Raw genomic sequence first — 21,970 nt, forward strand, 5'->3', positions numbered from 1 at the left:
GCATCCCGAAGGATACCGGCATGTGCGACGCGCCAACGCGCAGGACAAGCGAACTTAACGCTTGGAGAACTGCGGAGCGCGACGAGCCTTGTGCAGACCAGCCTTCTTGCGCTCGACGACACGGGAGTCGCGAGTCAGGAAGCCAGCCCTCTTCAGCGCGATACGGTTCGCATCGCGGTCAACAGCGTTGAGCGCGCGGGCAACACCGAGGCGGATTGCGCCAGCCTGACCAGTGGTGCCGCCACCGTCCACGAGGACGATAGCGTCGAACTTGCCCTCAAGCTTGAGCAGCACGATCGGGGAATTCACCTCACGCTGCAGCAGCTTCGACGGGAAATACTCCTCGAGAGGACGACCGTTGATGGTCCACTTGCCAGTGCCCGGAACCAAACGGACACGGGCGACAGCCTCCTTGCGACGGCCAGTGCCGTAGCAGGGAGCGATCTGGGACGTACCGGTGCCAGCGCCAGCGTTGGTTTCGGTGGTGTATGAGGTGAGCTCCTCTTCGGTCTCGAGAACCGCGGAGTCGTTGGTGTTTTCAGCCATGTTTCTTTATCTCCCTTCGGTTCACTTGGCCTGCTGAGAAACCTGCGTGATCTCGAAGACCTGCGGCTTCTGCGGGGTGTGCGGATGCTCTTCGCCAGCGAAGACGTGCAGACGGTTAAGCTGCACCTTCGCAAGACGGTTCTTCGGCAGCATGCCACGGACAGCAGCGGTGATAATGCGCTCCGGCTTGCGCTCGAGCAGGTCGGCGTACTTGTCGCGACGCAGGCCGCCAGGACGACCGGAGTGCGAATACAGTTCCTTGCCCAGTTTGTTGCCGGTCAGCGCGATCTTCGAGGCGTTGATCACGATGACATGGTTACCGGAATCGGCGTGCGGCGCGTACGTCGGCTTGTTCTTGCCGCGCAGCAGGGTAGCAACCTGCGTCGCGAGACGGCCAAGCACCACGTCGGTGGCGTCGACGACGTACCACTCATGAGTCAGATCATCTGGCTTCGGTGTGAAAGTCTTCACAGTTATACCTTTTCTCATATTGTGTTCCAAACCAAACCGTCCGCAAGCGCGGAACAGTCCGGTTTTCTTATCGTGGGCTCCCTGAAAGTCCTCGATGGCGAGTGGGAAAGCGCTTTGAAGGACCCCTTGGGAACACAACAGTCGATAAGTATATCGGCACCCCTATCCAAACGCAACACGACACGGCATCAATCCGGAAACGATGATGGCCTGCCGGCACCAAGCCGACAGGCCATCATCAGAGATATACCGTTGAGCGGATTCAGGCGTTCATAATCTTGGTCAACGACTGAAGACGCTCGTTATCGAACAGCTGCTCCAGCGGAACAACATTACCGTCATAATCAGCCAGCGGAATACGCCAATTCGGGTACTCGTTATTCGTGCCCGGCTGATTCTGCGCGCGCTTCTCGCCGACCGCGTCGGTAATCGACGCCGCAATCAGCTTGCTCGGCGCATCCTTGAGGCCGCGATACAGCGCCTCGACGATCTGCTGCTCATTGGACTTCTCATCCTTGAGCAGATCGGCGTCCAGATAGCCGTTGTCCACGAGCATCCTCAGCATCGCGTTGTGCTCCTTGGTCGCCGAAGCCTGGAACTCCTCAACCGGGCTGTCCAGCAGGCCGAGACGTTCACGGATCTTCACCTGCTCATACTCAAGATAGCCGTATGACGGCGGCATATCATGCGTATTGACCGAAGCCAACGCGTACTCGCGCCACGTCTTCGGAGCCTTGAACTTGCCTTCCATCTGCTCGAACCATTCAACAGCGCACCCGAGCACGCCATGACGGCCAAGGGACTTGGTGACGAAGTCCGGCACCACGCCGAGATCCTCGCCGACGACCACGCCTTCGGCGCGAGCCGCTTCAATCGCGAGAATACCGAGCATGATTTCCGAATCGTAGTAGACATAAGCGCCATGCTTGGCGCCCTTGCCTTCCGGAATCCACCACAGGCGGAACAGGCCGAGAATATGATCGATACGGACGGCACCGGCACGAGCAAACATGCCGTGCACCATCTCGCGATACACCTGGTAGCCGGTATTCTCCAGCTGAATCGGGTTCAGCGGCGGCTGGCTCCAGTCCTGGCCCTGCTGGTTGAAGTAATCCGGCGGGGCACCAACCGTGGCGCCCTTGGCGAAACGCTCCGGATTCCACCACACGTCAGAACCCGCTGGGTGAACGCCGACAGCCATATCAGCCATCAGACCGATCTTCATGCCCGCATCCTTGGCGGCCTGCTGTGCGGCTTCCAGCTGCTCGCCGGCAATCCATTCAAGCCAACGATAGAACTCAAGCGTATCCGGGAACTGGTTGCGCAACGCGGCGACTTCCGGCGACTGCTTGGTGTACTTGCGTTCCCAGTTATCCGGAGTGTCCTCAGGCTTGCCCCACTTGTCATAGCACAGGCACCACGTGGCATACGATTCAAGCTCAGCACCCTGCTGCTTCTTGAACACGTCAAACTGCGCCTGACGGCCTGCCGGGCGTCCCGCCTTGAACACGAGCCACAGGGCACGCATCTTCATCCGCCACATCGTGTCACGGTCAATCAGCTGAGCGTCGCCGTTGAGCGGCTCAACCTGGGCGTGCAGCTCCTCGACCTGCTTGCGTGCGGCATCATCAAGCAGCTGATACTCTGCGATGGCTTCCGGACGGATATACGTGAAGTTCACGAAACGACGGCTGATCGGCAGATACGGCGACGGCGTGAGTGGAGCGACCGGCTCACTGCCATGCACCGGGTTGATTAGCATGAAATCAGCGCCGGTCTTGCGCTTGGCTTCGACCAGCAGCGTCTTCAAATCCTCGAAATCGCCGACGCCCCAAGAGCCCTGCGAACGAATCGAATACAGCTGAGCCATCCAGCCCCACAGCTGGCCATGCTTCATCGGGTCGATCAGATCGATCTTCTCGGGAGCACTGATCAGTGTAGCGTCCTGCTTGCGATCGCCCACCTGGACATGCAAGGTGTGGTAGCCGATCGGCAGATCCTTCGGCAACGTCAGCGATGCGGTCGCAACAAACTTGCCGTCAAGCGAATACGCCTGCGAACCATCGCCGGCACCGGCGACAATCTCGCCCTTATACGGCTCGCCGTTCTCCAAGGTGATGGTTGCGCTCGGAATCTCCAAAATACCGGTATTCACCAGCACGGAATCTTCCTTGCCGACCGTATGCAACACGGTCGGAGCAACCAGACGAGCATGCCGTTCGTCAAGAATCGTATGAATCGAGCGTTCGATGGCTTCATCATTTGAAGCGTCCACGCCAAGGGCCGCGAGCACCGCCACGAGGACGTCATCCTCGATCTCGTGGTAGTCGTTGCTCTGGCCGACATAACTGGTGCCGATGCCGACGAGCTTGGCGAGACGGATCAGAGGACGAGCAAGGCGCTCATCGTTTTCGGTCTTCTCTGTCATACGTCCAAGTGTAAGCCCTGAAATCGACCACTGAACGCCATATTCTCGTATTTTCCGCCTATCGGTCAGCTGTTTTCCTGCGATGCGGCCGGCGAGCGCCGCGCCGCGGCAGCCACAGCCGGCGCCGGATCAGCGCCCAACCGTTGCAACGTCTCGGCGGAAACATGCGGATTCAGGGCCACAGCACGGCGGACCATCTGTGCCAGAACCGTAGGCGCATTCGGTTCGCACGACACGCCAAGCGTGGACAGGAAATCAAGCGTGTCGGAATCCAGTTCAGGATTCTGCGCGCCCTCCAAACGCATCTTCCATGAGGTGCGAGGGTTACGCAATGCCGCGTCACGCACGCGTGGATCGGGATCCTTGGTAAGCCTGCCGACCAGCCAGTTCTTGTCATCCTGATTTGCGGCGACCGCCTGACGCACTTGCGGCTCGGGATCTTCCGACAGCTTGACCAGGATATTCGGGAAGGGCATGTCGGAGGCGAGAAACACGCGATCGTCAAGCGGCGTATGTTGATTGCCGGCAACGGCTTCAAGCAGTGCGGTGGCACGGGAAAACGCCGCCTGTTGCGCACGGTCGGGTAACGGCCGACGCGCGAACTCATGGAGTTCGGCGACATCGTCAGTGTGTCGCAGCCGCTCATAGGTGACGGTCAGCGGCTCGAAAGTCGCCGTGCTTGACGCGTTGGATTCCCCGGAATCGGCGGAATCGCCGGACTGGCCGGATTCCTCCGGTGCTTCCTGTGAAGCGACCTGCGATGGCATATCCTGCGGCTGTGTCTGCTGCCCGTCAGCCATGGTCGGTTCCTCGTTGTGCTGCGCTGTTGCCGTGTCACTCATACGTTCACTGTATCGCCTGGTGTTCCACGCCGATCTTCTCGGCATGCACCGAACCCCTGAACGCTTCGACGACACGCGAGACGAACGAGTCCTCCTGCTCTTGCGCAATCAGAGCGTCCAGCGTGACGACATCAGTGTACTGTTCGTTCGATTGGGAGCCGCCGGATTGGACGATCAGATGGCTGAGCTTGTCCAGTTGCGGGTATTGCACAGTCAAGCGGAATCTGACACACGGCACGATACGCGCCAGCTCAGCCGCTTTGATCGCCAGCGAGGCCGCTGAGGAATAGGCGCGGGTCAGACCGCCCGAGCCAAGCAGAATACCTCCGAAATACCGGGTGACCGTCACCACGCAATCGGTCAGCCCGTTCGCGCGCAACACATCAAGAATCGGTTTGCCAGCAGTGCCGGACGGCTCACCGTCATCGCTCATCCGCTCGGTCATTTGCCCCTGTCCCCCGCAAATCGCGGCGTACGCGACATGCCGTGCTTTCGGGTGACGTTCACGGATGGTATCCACAAACGCCAACGCTTCCGCCAACGTATCCGCGTGACAGGCGTCTCCGATGAACTCGGATTTCCTGTCAACCAGCGAATCCTCTGCGGGGTGGTCCGCGGTATTGAGCAGTGTGGATGATTCAGCCATAGCATCTCCACCATAGCGCACCGTCAAGCTGGCGCGACACGCCGTCGGGGCGCGAAATGCGGACATTTTGTCATTGATTAACGATGGTAACGCAAAACCGGAATAATCGCGCGGAAAAATCGCGTTTCGACGCCATGGATTGCAAACGTTTGACGTCCTCGGCCGGCGGGCACATCAGGAAAAAACCCGGCAAAATGGCGGTATTATGGGAATCACGGAGGCGGCGGACAAAGGCGTACCTCCGACTCCGCCAAACGTTGCGGAGACGCCGAAGTCAAGCTCATCGCGGTACGATGTCGTACCGCTTGTGTGACGCGCTGTCCCATACTGAATGCAATCCGGTTCTCGACAAATTCCTGCTTCTTGTTTATCAATCAGGCCGTATAGGAAAAAGCATGGTGGTCATGATGCGGCAGAGTCCCCTGCGGGGGGTATGTGTGTCGTGGGGTGATTAATCGTCGGCTTGCCAATCCCCGCCTATCGGGGATGTCGTGCGCCCGCCGTCGTTGCATATATCACATGAGGACGAGATTAGGAAAAGCACGCCGGCGCCCCGTCTGCGGCGCGGCGATGAAGAAGAACGGACGAGCCGCGGCCGGCAGCCGGCGATGGGAACACGGGGTCTGCGGCATGGGGTCCACCGCCCGGCGAGATGATCCCAGACGCGCGGCGTGACTGGACGGGTTCAAGGAACACATGAGAAGGGCCGCCGAATGTGCCTGCTGCATGAAGAGCGGATCCCCCGACCCGCACATGCTCATACCGGACACCGGAGGGGAACACGGAACGGATGCGACAGCCATACAGGACGAACCCGAAACCGGGAACGACTACGACAACGGCATCCAGTAATACAACAGGGGCGGCCCCGCCGTCGAGACAGGATTCCACATCCGCACAGGGCACACCGGATAGCCGACAACGCAGTCCACAGCCTTTGTTTTCCCTATACGCCCGTTGCTCAGGCATGAAAAAAGGGCTTCCGGGATTGTCCGGAAGCCCGTGGGCGGAGTCAGAGGGATTCGAACCCTCGAGCCGCGAAACGCGACTAACACCTTAGCAGGGTGCCCCTATCGGCCACTCAGGCATGACTCCATGCGTACCGTTGCGCGCAACATCACCATACCATAGCACCTTTCGCAGACGAACGCACATCGCGCCACGCCCAACATCGGTACGACCGCTTGGCAGCCTGCCACGGCATAGGATGGATGCATGAGCACCGCACCACGACTTCAAGCCGCCAAACGAGACTGGGGGCATGACGAAACCGGTTGCACGGTGCTGCATATCGACATGGACGCCTTCTACGCATCGTTGGAAGTCGCACGCAATCCGCAACTCAAAGGCAAACCAGTTATTATCGGCACCGGCACACGATCCGTAGTATCCGCGGCAAGCTACGAGGCTCGCGCATACGGCGTCAACTCCGCCATGGCGACCGCACGCGCCCGGCAGCTGTGCCCCAACGGCGTGTTCTTGCCCGTTGACATGCGCTACTACCGGATGATGTCCCGGCGTATTTTCGAAGACGTATTCAGCCGCATCACCGACCGGTTCGAACAAGTGTCCGTGGACGAAGGCTACATGGACGTATCCGCCGCGCTCCGACAGTGGGGCGCACCGAGCCGTATCGGCGCATGGATCAGGCAGCAAGTCATCCAACGCTACCACATCACCTGCTCCGTTGGCATCGCTTCGAACAAACTGGTTGCGAAAATGGCATCCACGAACGCCAAACCCGACGGCATGCTGCTCATCCCGGTCGAACGTCAAGCACAATTCGTACAGATGATGCCGCTACGCGGCATTCCCGGCATCGGACCCTCATTGGAGCGCAAACTCAACGCGTGGGGGATCAACACGGTCGCCGATCTTGCGACCACCAGCGAAACCGCACTCGCCCAAGCTTGCGGCTCCGCCATCACCGCACACATCCTGCATATGGCGGCATGGGGGTTGGATGATCGCGAAGTCACGCCGCACACCCCCGAAAAATCCATCGGCTCGGAAAGCACATTCGATGAGGACACCTACGATGCCCACCAAGTGCGCAGCCTACTGCGACGCTGCTGCGATGAGGTCGCCCGATCACTGCGCAAACGCGAACTGATGGCCCGCACCCTGACCGTGAAACTGCGCTACGCGGATCTGTCGTATACGACACGCACCAAAACCATGGACCAACCGGTTGATACGGCCAGCGCCCTGTACCCTCAAGCGGTGGAACTGCTCAACACGACGCTCGGCCTCGCCCCGGACACGCCGGAAACCGTAGCGCTGCCGAAAGAAATACGACTCGCCGGCATCAGCGCCAGCGGTCTGGTCGCCGTACACCAAGCGGTGATCCAGCCGACATTGGAGGATATGCTTCAGGAGCATGACTCCACCAGCGGCGAATCCAAATCCACCCGTCTGCGAGATGCCGAGCAGGCGATGGATGCCGTACGCCAACGGTACGGGGTGAACGCCGTCAGCCTCGGCGTCAACGGCGAATCCGGTACGCGGCATCGCGACGTATCCAACTCGCGTACCGCTCCGGACACCATGTAGCCGCCGACACCGTTCACACCCGCAACCGTATCGGCCCACCTGCATGCCCCCTACCGGCGTCCTGCGCGGCGCAACGCCGAGCACGCCAGTTCAATGGTCTCATCGTCCGCGGTGGACGAGAATCGCAAGGAATCCGCGGCACCATAGAATTCGCCCGGACTGGGCACAATACCCAGTTCGGCGAGCGCGGCCATATCCTGCCAGCAGTCACCGTTGATCGCTTTGACCCACACGTATAGTCCCCCCTGCGGCATATGTGCGTCATACCCGTAGTCACGCAGCGCGGTGACCAGGCTGTCAAGCCGGTAATGGTAGCGTTTCCATTGGGTGTGTACGGATTCGACATCACGCAATCCGGCCGCCATGGCCGCTTGGACCGGACCGGGGATGATCAAGCCGAGTTGCTTACGGTACGTGGACATGCGGGCGATGACCGCGGCGTCACCGGCGATGAAAGCAGTACGGTAGCCGGCCATATTCGACTGTTTGCTCAGTGAGTACAGCATGAGGATACCGTCGGCGGACCCTGCGCACACGGCAGGCGATAATGCGGATGGGGTGGACGATAGGGAGAATGAGTTCGCGCCCCGGGCTTCGTTGGAATCCTCATGGGCGGTGGCGGTACGCCAATCCATCATCGCGTAGCATTCATCAGACAGGACCATCGCGCCGATTTCGCGGGCGGCGGCGACGATACCGGCAAGCTGGTCGGCGGATAATACGGCTCCGGTCGGGTTTGACGGGGAGTTGATCCAGATGGCTTTGACCCCTGGAATATCCCGCCATGAGTCGGTATCGGCGACATCATCGACTTTGCGTACGGTTGCGCCGGCGATCTGCGTGCCGATTTCGTACGTCGGGTAAGACACTTTGGGTTGGATGATGACATCCCCCGGCCCGAACCCAAGCAGGGACGCCATGAGGGCGACAGCCTCCTTGGAACCGACGGTAGGGACCACGCCAGCACCGATAGCGTCCATATCAACGCCGCGACATACGCGCATCCAGTGGGCGATGGCGCTACGCAGGTCGTCAGTGCCGATGGTTTTAGGGTATCCGAACGCGTTACGCTCGTTGGCGGCGGCAGTCAGGGCGCGTTGCACTGATTGCGGAACCGGGTCGACCGGCGAGCCGACAGACAGGTCGATCTGCCCGTTCGGCGTGGCGGCGGCCACACGCCGGTAAGTGGCGAGTTTCGACCAGTCGTACGTGTTATCGAATGCCGCGAATCCCATGTCTTACACTCCTGTACGCTACTGTGCTGGTTGATGCTTCCCGCTGACGCGGGGCCTCCGCGTCTTTGGCGGGGCGGATATGCGAGGACGGCCGTCACACGACACGTGCGGCAGCCGTCCAACACGCCTGAACGTGAAGCTCAGGACTCCTGATTCTGCGGGGGCAGGGCAGCCACCTGGTCAGGATCCTTGCCGATCGGGCCGGCAGCGGAAGCGCCACCCAAATCGCCGACCTCGTCGAAGAAGCTTACCGCGGCATCCTTATACCAAGCCCACTCGTCAGGAAGATCATCCTCGTAGAAGATGGCTTCAGTCGGGCATACCGGTTCGCAGGCGCCGCAATCCACACATTCATTCGGGTTGATGTACAGCGAACGTGAACCTTCGTAGATGCAATCCACCGGGCATTCGTCGACGCAGGCTTTGTCTTTGACGTCAACGCACGGCTGGGCAATAACATAGGCCATGGCTACCTCCTCATTCGCGTTCCACACTACCCACGGTCGGGGACGTGGCAGGTTCGGCCGGCTTTCCTGCTTGCGACGCGTGATCGGTCAAACCGCCGGTGCCGAGCAGCGAATGCCGGTACGAGTATCCGAAGTATATCAGGAAACCGACAATCAGCCAGACCAGGAATCGCAACCAAGTGAGCACGCTGAGGTTGAGCATCAGCCAGAAGTTCGCGAGCGCGATGAGTATCGGCACCCACGGGTTGCCCGGCATGCGGAACGCGCGCGGCAGATCGGGGCGCTTACGCCGCATGATCGGGATGCCGAGCGCCACCAGCGTGAACGCGGACAATGTACCGATATTGACCATATCCGCGAGAATATCAACGTTCAGGAGGCAAGCCACCAACGCGACCACCACGCCTACCATGATCTGCAGGCGTGCCGGCGTACCATGCTTGCCAACCTTCGACAGGCTGCGAGGCAGCAGGCCGTCACGGCTCATGGCGAAAATCACGCGCGTCAACCCGAGCAGCAGCACCATCACCACGGTGGTCAAGCCGATGACGATACCAAGGGAGATGATTTTCGCCGCCCACGTGGCTCCGGCCAGTTCGAAACCGGTCGCCAAGGACGGGCTGTCCACTTTCGCAAGCTGCTTGTACGACACCATGCCGGTCGTGACGATGGCGACCAGCATGTACAGGACCGTAACCATCGTCATCCCCAAACCGATACCGAGCGGAACATTGCGCCCCGGATCTTTCGTCTCCTCAGAGGCTGTCGCCACCACGTCGAAGCCGAGGAACGCGAAAAACACGAGCGCCGCACCGGATAGGATACCCGGCACACCGTAGACGGTCGGTTGCATGCCAGTCATCCACTGCCACAACGGTTGCATCATCGCCCCGCTCGCCGAAGCCCCACGCACGCTTGACGCCGGCTGTTCCGGCGGGATGAACGGCGTGAAATTACTCGCCTTGATATAGAAGAACCCTACGATGACAACAAAAAGGACGATACCGATTTTCAGGACCGTCAACGCGCTATCGACACGCGTGGACAGTCTGGTGCCGAATACCAGCAGCACCGTGAACAGCCCCACAATCATCAGCGGCGCCACGTCAACCGACAGGCTGCCGACATGCACTTGCGTGGTGGTGTTCCAGCCGATCAGATGCAGGAAATCGTTGAGATACACGCCCCAATATTTTGCGATGACTGAGCCGGCCATGAGCATTTCGAGAATCAGATCCCAGCCGATCACCCAAGCGACCAGCTCCCCCATCGTCGTGTATGTGAACGTGTACGCCGACCCTGCGACCGGGATCATCGACGCGAATTCCGCGTAGCACATGACCGCGGCACCGCACACGATACCCGCGATCAGGAAGCTCACAATCGCCGCCGGACCGGCATGGTAGGCGATCGCCTGGGCGCCCACGGAGAAAATACCCGCGCCGACAGCCACGGCGACGCCCATCATCGCCAAGTCCCACACGCCTAGCGTGCGAACCAGTTTGCGTTCGCTGTCCCCGGTTTCGGCGAGCGTCTGCTCGACTGATTTGGTTCGGAAAAGATGCATACGGTAGTCAAATCCTCTCATGAATGTTCATGCGCCGTGTCCGGATACGTGTCCGAACCGGCGTGTGCCTGGTGTCCGATACAGATGGATGCGCGTACACCAACCGTGATACGGCTGATGTGCCGCGATCGCTGATGGTGTTACAGTTCAAGCCCGACAATCACCGGTTCAGGAATCAAACGGATACCGTACGCGTGTTCGACACCGTCACGGACCGTGCGGGCGAGCACGGCGATATCCTCGGCCCGGGCGGAGCCGCGATTGGTCAGGGCGAGCGTGTGCAGTGTGGACAGACTCGCCGGAGCGTTATCGGCAATCGCGTAGCCCTTGTGGAAGCCGGCGTGGTCGATCAGCCATGCCGCAGAAGTTTTGGTTCCCGGCTCACCGGACGGCAGTGTCGCCGGGAATCGTGGCGCATCATCAGGCAGTGCGGCCGCTTGCGCCGCATCAAGAATCGGGTTGGTGAAGAAGCTGCCGCAGCTATGCCGGTTGAAATCCGGGCTGTCCGTGCCGGTCGCCTCACGCTGGGCGTGCAACGCCGCGGCGATGGTATCGTCACGTTTGGCGCCGGTCATGGCGGGGATACGGTAACGATGCGCATCCTCCAGCATGCCTTTGGCGGCACGCACGGTGAGTACCGCGTCACGGATCGCGGTGACGGCCATACGGTCGCCGACCTCAACGCCAAGCGCTTTGGCGAGCTGACCGTAGCCGACCGTGCCTTCGTCGCTGTTGCGTAGACGGAACGTGACCGACAGGACCACGAACCGCGGTGTCGGGAAGAAACGGCTGGAGGGGCGTGCCGGAGCGTCATACATGCTGGTTTTCAACGCGGAAGTGCGGTAGCCGAAATCCAGGTGTTCCGCGTCCAACGTGACGATGCGCGTATGCTGGCGGTCCCACGCGTCGACCTGTGTGACGCTGGAAGCGACCTCCTGACCGTATGCGCCGATATTCTGCACGACAGACGCTCCGACCGTGCCGGGAATGCCGGACAAGCCTTCAACGCCTTCCAATCCGTGGGATACGGTGACGGCGACGAAATCATCCCAATTGCAACCGGCATCCGCGCTCACGGATACTGTACCGTCGGCTTGGGCGTCACCGAACCGGATTTCCTGGCGGGCGTCACGCACGACAACACCGTCAAACGGGTCATCGCTGACCAGAAGATTCGAGCCGCCACCGATCACGCTCAACGGCACGCCGGCATCATCGGCTTCACGTACCGCGGCGATCACCTCGTCACGCGTATGGGGGGTAAGGAATGTGCGGATCGGCCCGCCGACACCGATGGTGGTCAGGTCGGCGAACGTGGTACTGCTGTGCGCTGTAGTCATACCGCCATACTAGCCGCAGGCTTGCCGAGGCGTAGTCCGGCCACAGGCTTGCCGGATAACAAAAAAGCCTGACCGAAGTCAGGCTTTCCGGTGAACGTGGAAACGTTCGAACAGATTCAGCGGGTTTCGCGGTGAACCGTCTGCTTGCCGCAACGCGGGCAGAACTTCTTCAGCTCCAGGCGGTCAGGAGTGTTACGACGATTCTTGGTCGTGATGTAGTTACGCTCCTTGCACTCCGTGCATGCCAGCGTGATACCCGGACGGATGTCGGCGCTCTTGCTTGCCATGTTGGTTCACCTCTGTGATCGATTACGTACCGGCGGTGTCGCCGGCCTTTGTAGCGAGGAAGAGACTCGAACTCTTGACCTTACGATTATGAGTCGTACGCTCTAGCCAGCTGAGCTACCCCGCCATGAGAGCCTCGAGTGAGAATTGGACTCACGACCTCTTCCTTACCAAGGAAGTGCTCTACCACTGAGCTATCGAGGCGTGGCTGGTAATGGATTCGAACCATTGAAGCACGAAGCGCCTGATTTACAGTCAGGTCCCTTTGACCGCTTGGGAAACCAGCCCTTGCCGCAAGCGACCTAGCCGCAACCGGCAACTTGGCTATCATGGCATTTTTGCGCGACAAATGCAAATCAGGCGTGTCGCACTGCCGATAATTTCGCCGCAAACCCGCGAAATTCCAAGCGACACGCCGTGACCGCGCGCGTGTCGGAAACGCGGTCACGGCATACGCCGGTCAGCTCAGATGCCGAGCGCCTTGAGTTCGGCGCACACGCTGATCACCCGGTCGTTGGCTTCCTGCTCCCCGATGGAAATGCGGATGCCCTCGCCGCTGAACACGCGCACCGACAGTGCGGCCTTCACAAAATGTTCCGCCGCCTCATCGGTCCGCTCACCGATCGGCAGCCAGAAGAAGTTCGCGTACGGTTCAGGGAACTGCCAGCCCTGTTCGCGCAGCGCGGCGACCACGCGCGTACGTTCGTCGATCAGCGCCTTGACACGCTTGTCAAGCTCGTCATACGCATCCATCGAGGCGAGCGCCGCGGTTTGCGCGATTTCGGTGACACCGAACGGGATGGCGACCTTGCGCATGCCGTCGATCACATCCGCCGGGGCGATGCCGTAACCGATGCGCAAGCCCGCCAAGCCATACGCTTTGGAGAAGGTTTGGGCGACCACGATATTCGGGTATTCACGGAACAAATCCATGGCGACATTCGTGTCAGCAGCCGTGTTGAACTGGATGTACGCCTCATCGAACAGCACAAGAACATCGTCAGGCACGGCGGCCATGAGCTTACGCGCGTCCGCATCAGACAGTGACGTAGATGTCGGGTTGTTTGGGTTGTTGACGATGACCAGACGCGTGTGCTCGTTGATGGCGGCGATCATCGCGTCGATGTCGTGGCTGCCGTCAGGACGGTTCGGCACTTTCACGCTGGTTGCGCCCGCGTTCGCCACGATGATCGGGTACGCTTCGAAGCTGCGCCACGGGTAGATGACCTCATCGCCGGGACCGGCGACCAGATTGACCAGCTGGGTGATGACCTCGGTGGATCCGCAGCCCAAAACGACATTCTCTGGTTTGACGCCGAACTGGTCGGCCAAACGCTCCACAACCGTCGTTCCACGCATATCCGGATACCGGTTCATACGGCCCACGGCTTTGTCGACAATCGCCTGTTTGACACTCGGCAGCGGCTCGAACGGGTTCTCGTTGCTGGAGATCTTGTACGCGGTCAGGCCCGGCGTCTTCGGGGCGGGCTTGCCTTGCTTGTAGCTGGGAATGGTATCGATGATTGCACGATGTAGGTATGCCATGACTCAATCCTATACGCGGTAGCGCCATCAACCGTGTTACGAACCGGTTGAACGGTCACCATGCGGACAAGCGGCCGAATCATCGCCTGCGAAACAGCGACCACGGCAGGATATGGCGATGCCCGGCTGTGGCGGCATGAACCGCTGCGGCATCCTGCGGCGTGGGCGCCGGCACGTCAGCCGCTCCGAAGACCGCTGTCGACGCCTGATCGGCGACATGCACGGCGATATCGCATGCCAGTGCGCGATTGACGATCGCGGCGATATCCCGGTCTGTGGCGGTATCCGGCCAGCGGGCACCATCATCCCACGCGGTGTCCTGCAACTCATGCCATGCGCCAAGCCAGGCGGCACGCCTCATATCCGCGCCGTCTGAGCCGTTACCGTCTTCAGCCGCACGCTCAAGCGCACGCCATCGGCGGCGGCGACGCCCTGCGCGGACACCCATCGGCAAGCATGCGACCACGCCGATGGCGGTGACCGTCATCATGGCGGCCAGCCACTTGCACGCCCGCGACACGCCGGAACGTTCCGTCCAAGCGGGCGAACCGGCGGGCGTGTCCGACGCACCGGATGCACCCCGTCGGGGCGTGGAAGACGACGAAGACGCCGACGAGGATGCCGAAGGCGCTGACGAAGCGGACGGGTTTGACTGTGGCGTTGCGGCGGCGAGGCCCTGCGGGGCATCCGCGGATTGTCGGTTTGCCGCCGGCGTCACGTCGAACGGCACCCAGCCGACCCCCGACATGTATGCTTCATCCCACGCGTGCAGCTGCTTCGCGCTGACATGGTACGACCCGTTTTCGTCAACCACGCCGCTGGTGCTGTAGCCCAGCACCATGCGGGTGGGGACGCCGAGCGCTCGGGCGAGCACGGCGAATGCGCTCGCGTAATGCGCACAGTAGCCGCTTTTGCGCGTGAGGAAAGCGCCGACCATCGCAAGATCGCTGTCATCACCGTCGGCGGAACCTGGAACATCCAGCGAATAGGTGAACCCGTTCGACGAGAAATACCGGACCAAGTATTGCAGCGCCTGCTCCTGGCGGGTAAACGACGACCCCGCGGACGGCACGCCTGCCGCTTTCGCTTGGGCGACAACGGCGTTGACGCTGCCCGGCAGTTTCGACGGCAGGGCACGGTATCGGGCGAGAACCGCCCGATCAAGCGCATCAACCCGCGTAAACGGGTCGGTTCCATCGACAAGACTGCCGTCCAACACGACGGAGGTCACAGCGGATACCGCGATCCCCGCTGTGGCGAGCGCCTGTTGGACCGCTTGCGCGTCCGATGCGTCGACCGCGCCCACGGTCGCCGGCATGACCAGGATTTGGGTGGACCAATCCGAGGAGGAGGCGAGCGCCATGGTGTCCTTGTCGGGGTTGTATCCGATGGCGTTGGCAAATGACGTGCTTATCGTGTATGTGAAGGCTGTGCCCGGCGTGGCGGTGCCGTCGGTGTAGCCCCCGTATGCGGACCATGCGTAGGCGAGCGCGCCGGGCAATGAGCCCGAGTGGGCGGCGGTGAGGATGCCGTCGGTTGAAATGATGGGGATGAGCAGCCAGTTTCCGCTGCGTTGTGCGGCGCCCGAGGAGACCAGTTCGGCACGTGCCGCGTTCGCGGTTGCCGCGTCCGGCACGGTGAGGTGGCTGGCATCACGCAAATCGGATACCGAGCGGCTGATGGTTTCTATGGATTGGAATCCGAGCGGCGAGGTGATGGGGTCAAGGTAGATGCCGGAGGTGGTGTATGTGTCGCCTTGTTTGGTGGTTTCGGTACGCGAGTAAATGCTGCATGATGCGTCGATATGCCAGTCGCCGCTCATGCCGGAGTATTCCAACGGCAGGCCGGCGGCGGGCAGGAGGCGCGTGGAGAGCCGGTCGACGGTGATGGCGGTGTTGGCGACGTGTTTGCCTAGCCAGTTGTCGCTGGACAGGTGGGCGTCCAGTGTGCCGCCATCGTAGGCCAGGTAGGTGGCGAGCGGTTCTGCGGCTTCGCAATCGCCGCCTGACAGGCCCATGAGCTGTCCGGCGGCTTGGGACACCTTCTTGGATGCCGGTGTCGCCGATTTCGTGTCACGGCCGTACAGGTTCGCACTGTCGGAGAGCGACGCGCCGAAGCTCCACGTGCCGGCGCTGAAGTCGTCGAGGGTCGCCATACGCAGGTAGCGTGCCCGGTTGGACTGGTAGGTCAATGCTGTCGCTGATGAGCCTGAGGCCAAGGAGCGTTTGAGATCGATCATCGGGTTGATGGTTGCAGAGCTGAATGTGCCGCCCGTTTCGAACCTCAGGTGCACGGATTGGGCGAGACGCAAGCCGGGCGCAGTGCACCCGGCAACCAGTGCCACGGTGAGGATGGAAGCGAGAGCGGGCGTGGCGACGCTTGCCGCACGCGGATGAACGGCCCAGCAGTCGAGCGCCAGGATGCCGGCCATGACGAGCACGCCAGCCCACGGGACGTCGTGCAGAATGGTCGCGTAGGCGGTCGCGCCCACGATGATTGGTATCAGTCCAATCCATGGGAGCGCGGGTATGCACAGGATCATGCGCATGACCAGCAGGAATACGGCGATAGCGGCGATCATGGCGGCGTCGGAGGCCGGGGTCAGGGACAGCGGCGGCAGTTGGACGAGCATCTGCCGCACGCCTGAAACCACGGTGTCGCCGAACTGCCGCCACGCTTGGACGACCGGAATGCGAACGGTTTCATACCGCCCGCCGGCTGCGGTCTGGTCAATGACGGGATACCACGGCAGGAATCCCATGGTGTCACGCAACCGCAATCCCGTGATGATGATGCCGCCAATCACGGTGACGACCGTGAACGCGATGCCGCGTACCGTTGCGGCCAAACGTCGGCGCGTGCAACGGTTCGGGGCCGGGATGCACGAGACAACGGCGAGTACGGCAACCGCGACGCGTGCGACCTGCGGCCACCACATGCGCTCGCTGTGGACGAGCAGCGTCAGCCATTGGACGGCCAGTTCAAGGGCGATCATGACGGTCGCGGCACGCACAACGAGACCGGTGACGGCGGTGAGTGGTGACGACTGTATGGAAGTACGCGTGCTGTCGTGGTGGTGACGACGCCGGTTGCCGTGTCGTTGGTTCCCGATGGTGATGTGGCGTACGTGGGGTTCTGGCTTATGTTCCGCACTGTCATCGAGGTCGTGCCGTTGCAGCCGGTAATCCTGGTTCGCGGATACGCCGACCACGCGCACATCCGTCTGTCCGGCGACGTGCAGTCGCGCAATCAGCTTGTTTGCCGTGGGTTGTGCCGTGATTACCACTACACTGACGGGCATGTGTTGGGCGGCGGCCGCGTGGCATACCGTGGCGGCGGCGTCTTCGCCGCGTGCTGGATCGTCGCGTGTCATGCCACCATCATCTTGCTGGCGTATGGATGCGATCAGCCGCAATGCTTGGCTTGACCCTGTGGCCACTGCATGACCGTCGGTGATGACGAGTTTGCCGCCGGCATGTTCCAGTCCGGCGGCGAGCAGAACGTACCGGCTCATCGCCTCGTAGGCGATGGCGTCAGCTTGCCTATCTTCCGTGCAGGAAGCCATATCGCATACCAGCAGCACCGCGTGGACCGTACTACGCGGCACCCGTTTGACAACGAGATGCCCGGCGCTGGCGCTGCGCTTCCACGCGATATGACGCACTGGATCACCCGGCTCGTATGCGCGCAACCCTGCGAAGCCGAAAGCCGACCGTCCGCCGCCACAAGCCCCGGAGGCAGTGTCGCCGCGGGTCACGGCAACCGGTCCGGGTTCCAGAACCACAACCAGTTCGGACGCGTCCCGGGTGATTGAACGGACCGCGAACAAACCAAACGGCTCATGCCATGAGGATACGATGGTGACCCGCCGATACCATCCTCGGCCGGTCGGGGCCGTACCCGCATACCGGTCCGGATTGAGGCGGATATACGCCGCGGATGTCGCGACATCACGCGGACCCGCCACCGTGGCCAACACCCGTTGCCAACGGTTACGGGAAGAACCGTGCATTGAAACCAAACCCTGCGACGCAGCCGTACCAGCCGGCCATAGCATATACTGCAGTCCGGCGGCACAAGCGGACAACAGCCACACGCCCGTCCATGCGATCGCCGCCGCAACCAACACCCGCGCATCGAACGTGAACGCCGCCAGCCACAGCATCAAGGCCGTAAGCATTGTCAGCCAACCGGCAATCGTGGGACGAATCATGCCGCGGCGAAGCGACCACGGTACGCCGGCCCGGCGGAGCGCAGCCTGCGACGCAATCGGACGGTTTTCACCCTTGCGACGCTCCCTGACCGCGGTTGCAGCCCGCCGAATGCCCGTCATCGTATTACCTGTCACCGGCATGCGGCACCGGGGTGCGTGCGATCAGCGTTTCAACCACATCACGGGCACGATCGGTGGCGGATGAGCCATAACCGGCATCCTCCAACACCAGTCGATGAGGCAACACCAGCGGGGCGGCCCAACGCACATCGTCAGGAAGCACGAAATCACGGTTCTCATACAAGGCTTTTGCACGGGACATAGCCGCAAGTTGCAAGCTGCCACGCGGCGACACACCGTACGACACGCCGTCCGTATGCCGTGTCCCCGACGTGAGCGCCACCAAGTAGTGCGCGACCGGCTGCGAAAGCCGCACACGCGCACACAATTCGCGTATCGCTTGAATGCGTTCGATATCCGCAACCCGGCGCAAGCCTTGCAACGGGCGAAACGCGTGATCGGACATCACCATCCGCTCCTCGGTTTGCGCTTGCGGGTAACCGAACCGCATACAGGTCATGAACCGGTCAAGCTGCGCTTCAGGCAGCGGATACGTGCCTTCAAGCTCAATCGGATTCTGCGTGGCGATGACCATGAACGGCTGGTCAAGATGATGGGTCTGCCCGTCCACACTGACCTGCCCCTCCCCCATCGCCTCAAGCAGGGCGGACTGCACTTTCGGGTCCGCACGGTTGATTTCGTCAGCGATAACGACATTCGCGAAAATCGGGCCGGGATGAAACACGAACGATTCCGTCGCACGCGAATACACGTTCATGCCCAGTAAATCCCCCGGCAGCAGGTCAGGCGTGAACTGGATGCGCCGCACCGAGCCGCCGACAGCCGTCGCAAGCCCACGTGCGAGCGTGGTTTTCCCCACTCCAGGCACGTCCTCCAGCAGCACATGGCCGCCGGCCACGAGCGTCAGCACCGTCGCTTCAACCACCTGTCGAGGGCAAGCGAGCGTACTCGCCAACGCATCAACCACCTGATGCGCCGCATCCTGCGCCTGCTTCGGGTCCATCACTGTGACCATGACGCTCTCCCCACCTTGTACATCGCATACCGGAATGCACGATACCCACCATGGTATCGCTGTGAAACGTCACACAACACCTTCGGAACAACAAAAGCCCCGGCTGAACAGCCGGGGCTTAACGATGACAGAACGTCAGTTCAGGATCGCGAGCACGTCACGGGCGGAGACGATCAGATAATCCTCGCCCTGATAGTGCACTTCGGTGCCGCCGTACTTGGAGTACAGCACCTTGTCACCAACCTTGACGTCCATCGGGATGCGCTCACCCTTGTCGTCGCGACGACCGGGGCCGACAGCCAGCACTTCACCCTGCTGCGGCTTCTCCTTGGCGTTGTCCGGGATGTACAGGCCCGAAGCGGTCTTGGTTTCGGCTTCCGCCTGCTTGACAATGATCTTGTCTTCCAACGGTGTGAGTGAGATCGACACTGTGGACCTCCTCTTTCTAAGAGAAATCGATACTTCCCGCGCCAGGACATCGCTTTCAAGAGGCTGACGATCACTATCGGCGCCGTCCCTTTGCGCTATCTCTCATCGTAGCGCGTTGTTAGCACTCTGCCAACTCGAGTGCTAACGCTGAGAGTGAAAACCGCGGAAAACCGGCGTTTACCGGTCACGATACGCGACGCTTCAGCGCGGCACGCAGGTTCTGTCCGAGCGAATCCGAAGTCGCTTCAGGCACATCCACCCGGGCATGCTCTTCGGCACGGTGGAAGGTATCGGCATTGTTCATCGGCGCATCATGCGCTTGGGCGTGACCAGTGGATTGGCCACCGTTGCCGGACTTCTTGGCAGTCTCACCGGCGTCGACGTCCTTGGCATCCACCGGCACGGCTTTGGCGACCTGCTTGGTCGACTTGATCTCCAAGCTCTCGGGCGCCGCCGTCGTTGCCGGCTCATCGGCATGGTTACGCGGCGCACCCCACGAGAAGGAGATGAGATCCTGATGGTGTTCAGCGGCCATGTCAAACACGTCAAGTGTTGTCGCTGGGCTGACGCGGCTGAGCTCCACGGTCACATCCTTGGGTTCGGCAGGAGCGGCCGGGGCGGACTCAGCAGGCTGGTCAGACTGCATATCAGCGGCCGGGGTGTTCGGCGCACGATGGCCGTCATGTGCCGTCGTCTGAGATTCCCGCGACGCTTCTGGCGACTCAACCGCTTCATACTCGTGTCGCGCTTCCTGCACGTCAACCACTTGCGCATCGACCGACTGGGCGTCCTGCACCGCTTGCGTCTGCTGCCGCTGCTGCGCTTGCGCCGCCTTGCGGGCGAGCGCCCGATCACGTTCCGCCAAGGTCTGTTCGACCGCCTGATGGATTTCACGCTGTTCCATAATGCCGGTTTCCACGGTGTCGGCACCAGCCGGGGCCTCGGCCTGCGAAGACGCGGCATCCGCCGTGGCTGGCTTGCCGGGCACGGCAGCTTGCTTGCGTGCCATAACGGCGTGCGTCTGACGTTCCTGCCGCAGCGCCTGGGCCACTTTGTGCTCCCACTGGCGGGCGTGACGGCTTGCCCGCACACCTAAGGCCAGTGTCAGCAGCATCAGTGCGAACGGAATCAGTGCGTACGCCATCGGGAAATGCAGCAGGTACGCCGCAACCGCGACGATGACGGCGGCAAGCGCGAGTACCGCGACAACGATACGACGATGACGAATCGACGCACGGCGCAAGCGACGTACCTCGGCGATATGCTCGTGGGATACTCGAACCTGTGCCTGTGCTGGCATCACAGCCCCTTTCGTCACCGGCGGATGCTCATCGGAAAACCTGGTCCCGCTGTGCTCATCAATCAGATGCAGCGATGGGGAAAACCGGTCCTGACGGCGTCTGATCACCCGCTTCATGCTGTCGGCTGTCCTCGTGGGCAGCCATCCAATGATGAAGACCACCAGTACGGCAAGTACGACAATCGTACTGATGTCCTCGTAATCCATAATGTATAAGAATAGAAGACCTATCTGAAAAACAGCTTGCTGAGCTTATGGGCGTGTCGCGTTCGCTAACGGCATATCGGCAATGCGTCATGCGGCAGGCAGGCTCCCGTCGGCGAGCGCTTGCGCCAAGCCGCCTTGCGGACGGTCTTCGGCGAATAGCGCGTAGGATTCGTGGTCTCGCCATTGCCCGTTGACATACATGTAACGGCGACGCAAACCCTCATCAACCGCACCGAGTTTCTGCGGCACGCGCCGTGAACGCCGGTTCTGCGGAAGAATCGCGATTTCGATGCGATGCAGTTTCGGTCCGTCCGCAGCGTCGAACGCCCAGTCGGCGAGCACGGCCACGGCGAGTGGGGCGATACCATGACCGGCCATCTCGCGGTCCACCCAATAGCCGACCAGCCCGGTGCGTATCGCACCGTAGGCGATGGCGCCGAGCGAGACCTGTCCGACGATGCGCGTGCCATCGATGATGAGGAACAGCGCCGCGGTGCCGTCACGCTCGTACTCGCGTTGGGCGTGAATCCACTCGTTGAATGACAGTCCGGGGCCGCCGAGCGGATCATCGGACTGCCATGGTTTGAGCCAGTCACGGTTGCGCCAGCGCAGGGATTGCAATTCGTCCTCGTCGTCAAGCGTACATGGTCGCAGCGTGAGCGGCAGCGTGCCTTCGGGGGCGTGCAACACCTGAGGCATGATGAATTCGCGCGGCCGCCGACCATGGATTATGCCGCGCAATGATTGAAACACTGACATCGTTTTCATTGTGCCACGGGTTGTGCGGACGGTTGCGACAA

Annotated in this window: 18 protein-coding genes and 4 tRNA genes; 2 read left to right on the forward strand and 20 right to left on the reverse strand. The window is 61.4% G+C overall.

Going from position 1 to position 21,970, the window contains the following annotated elements:
- Positions 1-54: 54 nt before the first annotated feature.
- From rpsI to BBOU_RS07510, 5 genes are all read right to left on the reverse strand, one after another.
- Positions 55-546: a 30S ribosomal protein S9 gene (gene rpsI / locus BBOU_RS07490; protein WP_026502408.1), complete on the reverse strand. Its 492-nt coding sequence runs from the start codon at positions 544-546 to the stop codon at positions 55-57.
- Between the two features lie 21 nt (positions 547-567).
- Entirely contained in the window at positions 568-1,017 is a 450-nt protein-coding gene (gene rplM, locus BBOU_RS07495) for a 50S ribosomal protein L13 (RefSeq protein WP_026502409.1), read from the reverse strand.
- Positions 1,018-1,279: 262 nt separating this feature from the next.
- On the reverse strand, positions 1,280-3,445 hold the full coding sequence (gene malQ, locus BBOU_RS07500) for a 4-alpha-glucanotransferase (protein ID WP_026502410.1): 2,166 nt from the start codon (positions 3,443-3,445) through the stop codon (positions 1,280-1,282).
- Between the two features lie 65 nt (positions 3,446-3,510).
- Positions 3,511-4,287 carry an AbrB family transcriptional regulator gene (locus BBOU_RS07505; protein ID WP_420885349.1) on the reverse strand — a complete coding sequence of 259 codons (777 nt, stop codon included), beginning with the start codon at positions 4,285-4,287 and terminating at the stop codon, positions 3,511-3,513.
- Positions 4,288-4,291: 4 nt separating this feature from the next.
- Positions 4,292-4,933, reverse strand: coding sequence for an IMPACT family protein (locus BBOU_RS07510; RefSeq protein ID WP_033490126.1), 642 nt, complete (start codon positions 4,931-4,933; stop codon positions 4,292-4,294).
- Positions 4,934-5,659: 726 nt separating this feature from the next.
- On the opposite strand from BBOU_RS07510, the gene BBOU_RS09515 reads away from it, so the two are divergent.
- Positions 5,660-5,785 (forward strand): hypothetical protein, encoded by a 126-nt coding sequence (locus BBOU_RS09515; protein WP_274518416.1) that lies wholly within the window; start codon positions 5,660-5,662, stop codon positions 5,783-5,785.
- 155 nt (positions 5,786-5,940) lie between these two features.
- On the opposite strand, the gene BBOU_RS07515 is transcribed toward BBOU_RS09515, so the two are convergent.
- Positions 5,941-6,028: transfer RNA gene (locus BBOU_RS07515), tRNA-Ser, on the reverse strand.
- Between the two features lie 120 nt (positions 6,029-6,148).
- On the opposite strand from BBOU_RS07515, the gene dinB reads away from it, so the two are divergent.
- Positions 6,149-7,486, forward strand: a complete 1,338-nt coding sequence (dinB, locus tag BBOU_RS07520; RefSeq protein WP_026502413.1) for a DNA polymerase IV — start codon at positions 6,149-6,151, stop codon at positions 7,484-7,486.
- Between the two features lie 50 nt (positions 7,487-7,536).
- On the opposite strand, the gene dapC is transcribed toward dinB, so the two are convergent.
- The 14 genes from dapC to BBOU_RS07590 all read right to left on the reverse strand — a co-directional run bounded on the left by dapC (position 7,537) and on the right by BBOU_RS07590 (position 21,929).
- A complete protein-coding gene (dapC, locus tag BBOU_RS07525; RefSeq protein ID WP_026502414.1) occupies positions 7,537-8,721 on the reverse strand; it encodes a succinyldiaminopimelate transaminase in 1,185 nt (394 codons plus the stop codon).
- 140 nt (positions 8,722-8,861) lie between these two features.
- On the reverse strand, positions 8,862-9,188 hold the full coding sequence (gene fdxA / locus BBOU_RS07530; RefSeq protein WP_026502415.1) for a ferredoxin: 327 nt from the start codon (positions 9,186-9,188) through the stop codon (positions 8,862-8,864).
- 10 nt (positions 9,189-9,198) lie between these two features.
- The gene (locus BBOU_RS07535; protein ID WP_044279678.1) at positions 9,199-10,755 is read right to left on the reverse strand and encodes an amino acid permease; all 1,557 of its coding nucleotides are present in this window, start codon (positions 10,753-10,755) and stop codon (positions 9,199-9,201) included.
- 140 nt (positions 10,756-10,895) lie between these two features.
- On the reverse strand, positions 10,896-12,095 hold the full coding sequence (locus BBOU_RS07540; protein WP_026502416.1) for a UDP-N-acetylmuramate dehydrogenase: 1,200 nt from the start codon (positions 12,093-12,095) through the stop codon (positions 10,896-10,898).
- Positions 12,096-12,211: 116 nt separating this feature from the next.
- Positions 12,212-12,382: a 50S ribosomal protein L33 gene (gene rpmG, locus BBOU_RS07545; RefSeq protein ID WP_003814458.1), complete on the reverse strand. Its 171-nt coding sequence runs from the start codon at positions 12,380-12,382 to the stop codon at positions 12,212-12,214.
- Between the two features lie 51 nt (positions 12,383-12,433).
- Positions 12,434-12,507: transfer RNA gene (locus BBOU_RS07550), tRNA-Met, on the reverse strand.
- A gap of 5 nt (positions 12,508-12,512) precedes the next feature.
- A tRNA-Thr gene (locus BBOU_RS07555) sits at positions 12,513-12,584 on the reverse strand.
- Position 12,585: 1 nt separating this feature from the next.
- Positions 12,586-12,667: transfer RNA gene (locus BBOU_RS07560), tRNA-Tyr, on the reverse strand.
- A gap of 178 nt (positions 12,668-12,845) precedes the next feature.
- Complete coding sequence (locus tag BBOU_RS07565; RefSeq protein ID WP_026502417.1) at positions 12,846-13,925, reverse strand: histidinol-phosphate transaminase; 1,080 nt, start codon at positions 13,923-13,925, stop codon at positions 12,846-12,848.
- 79 nt (positions 13,926-14,004) lie between these two features.
- Positions 14,005-18,258 (reverse strand): transglutaminase domain-containing protein, encoded by a 4,254-nt coding sequence (locus tag BBOU_RS07570; RefSeq protein ID WP_026502418.1) that lies wholly within the window; start codon positions 18,256-18,258, stop codon positions 14,005-14,007.
- A gap of 4 nt (positions 18,259-18,262) precedes the next feature.
- Entirely contained in the window at positions 18,263-19,234 is a 972-nt protein-coding gene (locus tag BBOU_RS07575; RefSeq protein WP_026502419.1) for an AAA family ATPase, read from the reverse strand.
- A gap of 135 nt (positions 19,235-19,369) precedes the next feature.
- Positions 19,370-19,663, reverse strand: a complete 294-nt coding sequence (gene groES / locus BBOU_RS07580) for a co-chaperone GroES (RefSeq protein ID WP_026502420.1) — start codon at positions 19,661-19,663, stop codon at positions 19,370-19,372.
- A 184-nt stretch (positions 19,664-19,847) separates the two neighbouring features.
- A complete protein-coding gene (locus BBOU_RS07585) occupies positions 19,848-21,170 on the reverse strand; it encodes a hypothetical protein (RefSeq protein WP_026502421.1) in 1,323 nt (440 codons plus the stop codon).
- A gap of 87 nt (positions 21,171-21,257) precedes the next feature.
- Positions 21,258-21,929: a GNAT family N-acetyltransferase gene (locus tag BBOU_RS07590; protein WP_026502422.1), complete on the reverse strand. Its 672-nt coding sequence runs from the start codon at positions 21,927-21,929 to the stop codon at positions 21,258-21,260.
- Positions 21,930-21,970: the final 41 nt, after the last annotated feature.

Origin of the sequence: Bifidobacterium boum, assembly GCF_000741535.1 — a bacterium.
Lineage (GTDB): Bacteria > Actinomycetota > Actinomycetes > Actinomycetales > Bifidobacteriaceae > Bifidobacterium > Bifidobacterium boum.

Bases quoted from the DNA above. Each gene is read 5' to 3' on its own strand.
- rpsI (WP_026502408.1), bottom strand. From the start codon at position 546: ATGGCTGAAAACACCAACGACTCCGCGGTTCTCGAGACCGAAGAGGAG.
- malQ (WP_026502410.1), bottom strand. From the start codon at position 3,445: ATGACAGAGAAGACCGAAAACGATGAGCGCCTTGCTCGTCCTCTGATC.
- BBOU_RS07505 (WP_420885349.1), bottom strand. From the start codon at position 4,287: ATGAGTGACACGGCAACAGCGCAGCACAACGAGGAACCGACCATGGCT.
- BBOU_RS07510 (WP_033490126.1), bottom strand. From the start codon at position 4,933: ATGGCTGAATCATCCACACTGCTCAATACCGCGGACCACCCCGCAGAG.
- BBOU_RS09515 (WP_274518416.1), top strand. From the start codon at position 5,660: ATGAAGAGCGGATCCCCCGACCCGCACATGCTCATACCGGACACCGGA.
- dinB (WP_026502413.1), top strand. From the start codon at position 6,149: ATGAGCACCGCACCACGACTTCAAGCCGCCAAACGAGACTGGGGGCAT.
- dapC (WP_026502414.1), bottom strand. From the start codon at position 8,721: ATGGGATTCGCGGCATTCGATAACACGTACGACTGGTCGAAACTCGCC.
- fdxA (WP_026502415.1), bottom strand. From the start codon at position 9,188: ATGGCCTATGTTATTGCCCAGCCGTGCGTTGACGTCAAAGACAAAGCC.
- BBOU_RS07535 (WP_044279678.1), bottom strand. From the start codon at position 10,755: ATGCATCTTTTCCGAACCAAATCAGTCGAGCAGACGCTCGCCGAAACC.
- BBOU_RS07540 (WP_026502416.1), bottom strand. From the start codon at position 12,095: ATGACTACAGCGCACAGCAGTACCACGTTCGCCGACCTGACCACCATC.
- rpmG (WP_003814458.1), bottom strand. From the start codon at position 12,382: ATGGCAAGCAAGAGCGCCGACATCCGTCCGGGTATCACGCTGGCATGC.
- BBOU_RS07565 (WP_026502417.1), bottom strand. From the start codon at position 13,925: ATGGCATACCTACATCGTGCAATCATCGATACCATTCCCAGCTACAAG.
- BBOU_RS07570 (WP_026502418.1), bottom strand. From the start codon at position 18,258: ATGACGGGCATTCGGCGGGCTGCAACCGCGGTCAGGGAGCGTCGCAAG.
- BBOU_RS07575 (WP_026502419.1), bottom strand. From the start codon at position 19,234: ATGGTCACAGTGATGGACCCGAAGCAGGCGCAGGATGCGGCGCATCAG.
- BBOU_RS07585 (WP_026502421.1), bottom strand. From the start codon at position 21,170: ATGGATTACGAGGACATCAGTACGATTGTCGTACTTGCCGTACTGGTG.
- BBOU_RS07590 (WP_026502422.1), bottom strand. From the start codon at position 21,929: ATGTCAGTGTTTCAATCATTGCGCGGCATAATCCATGGTCGGCGGCCG.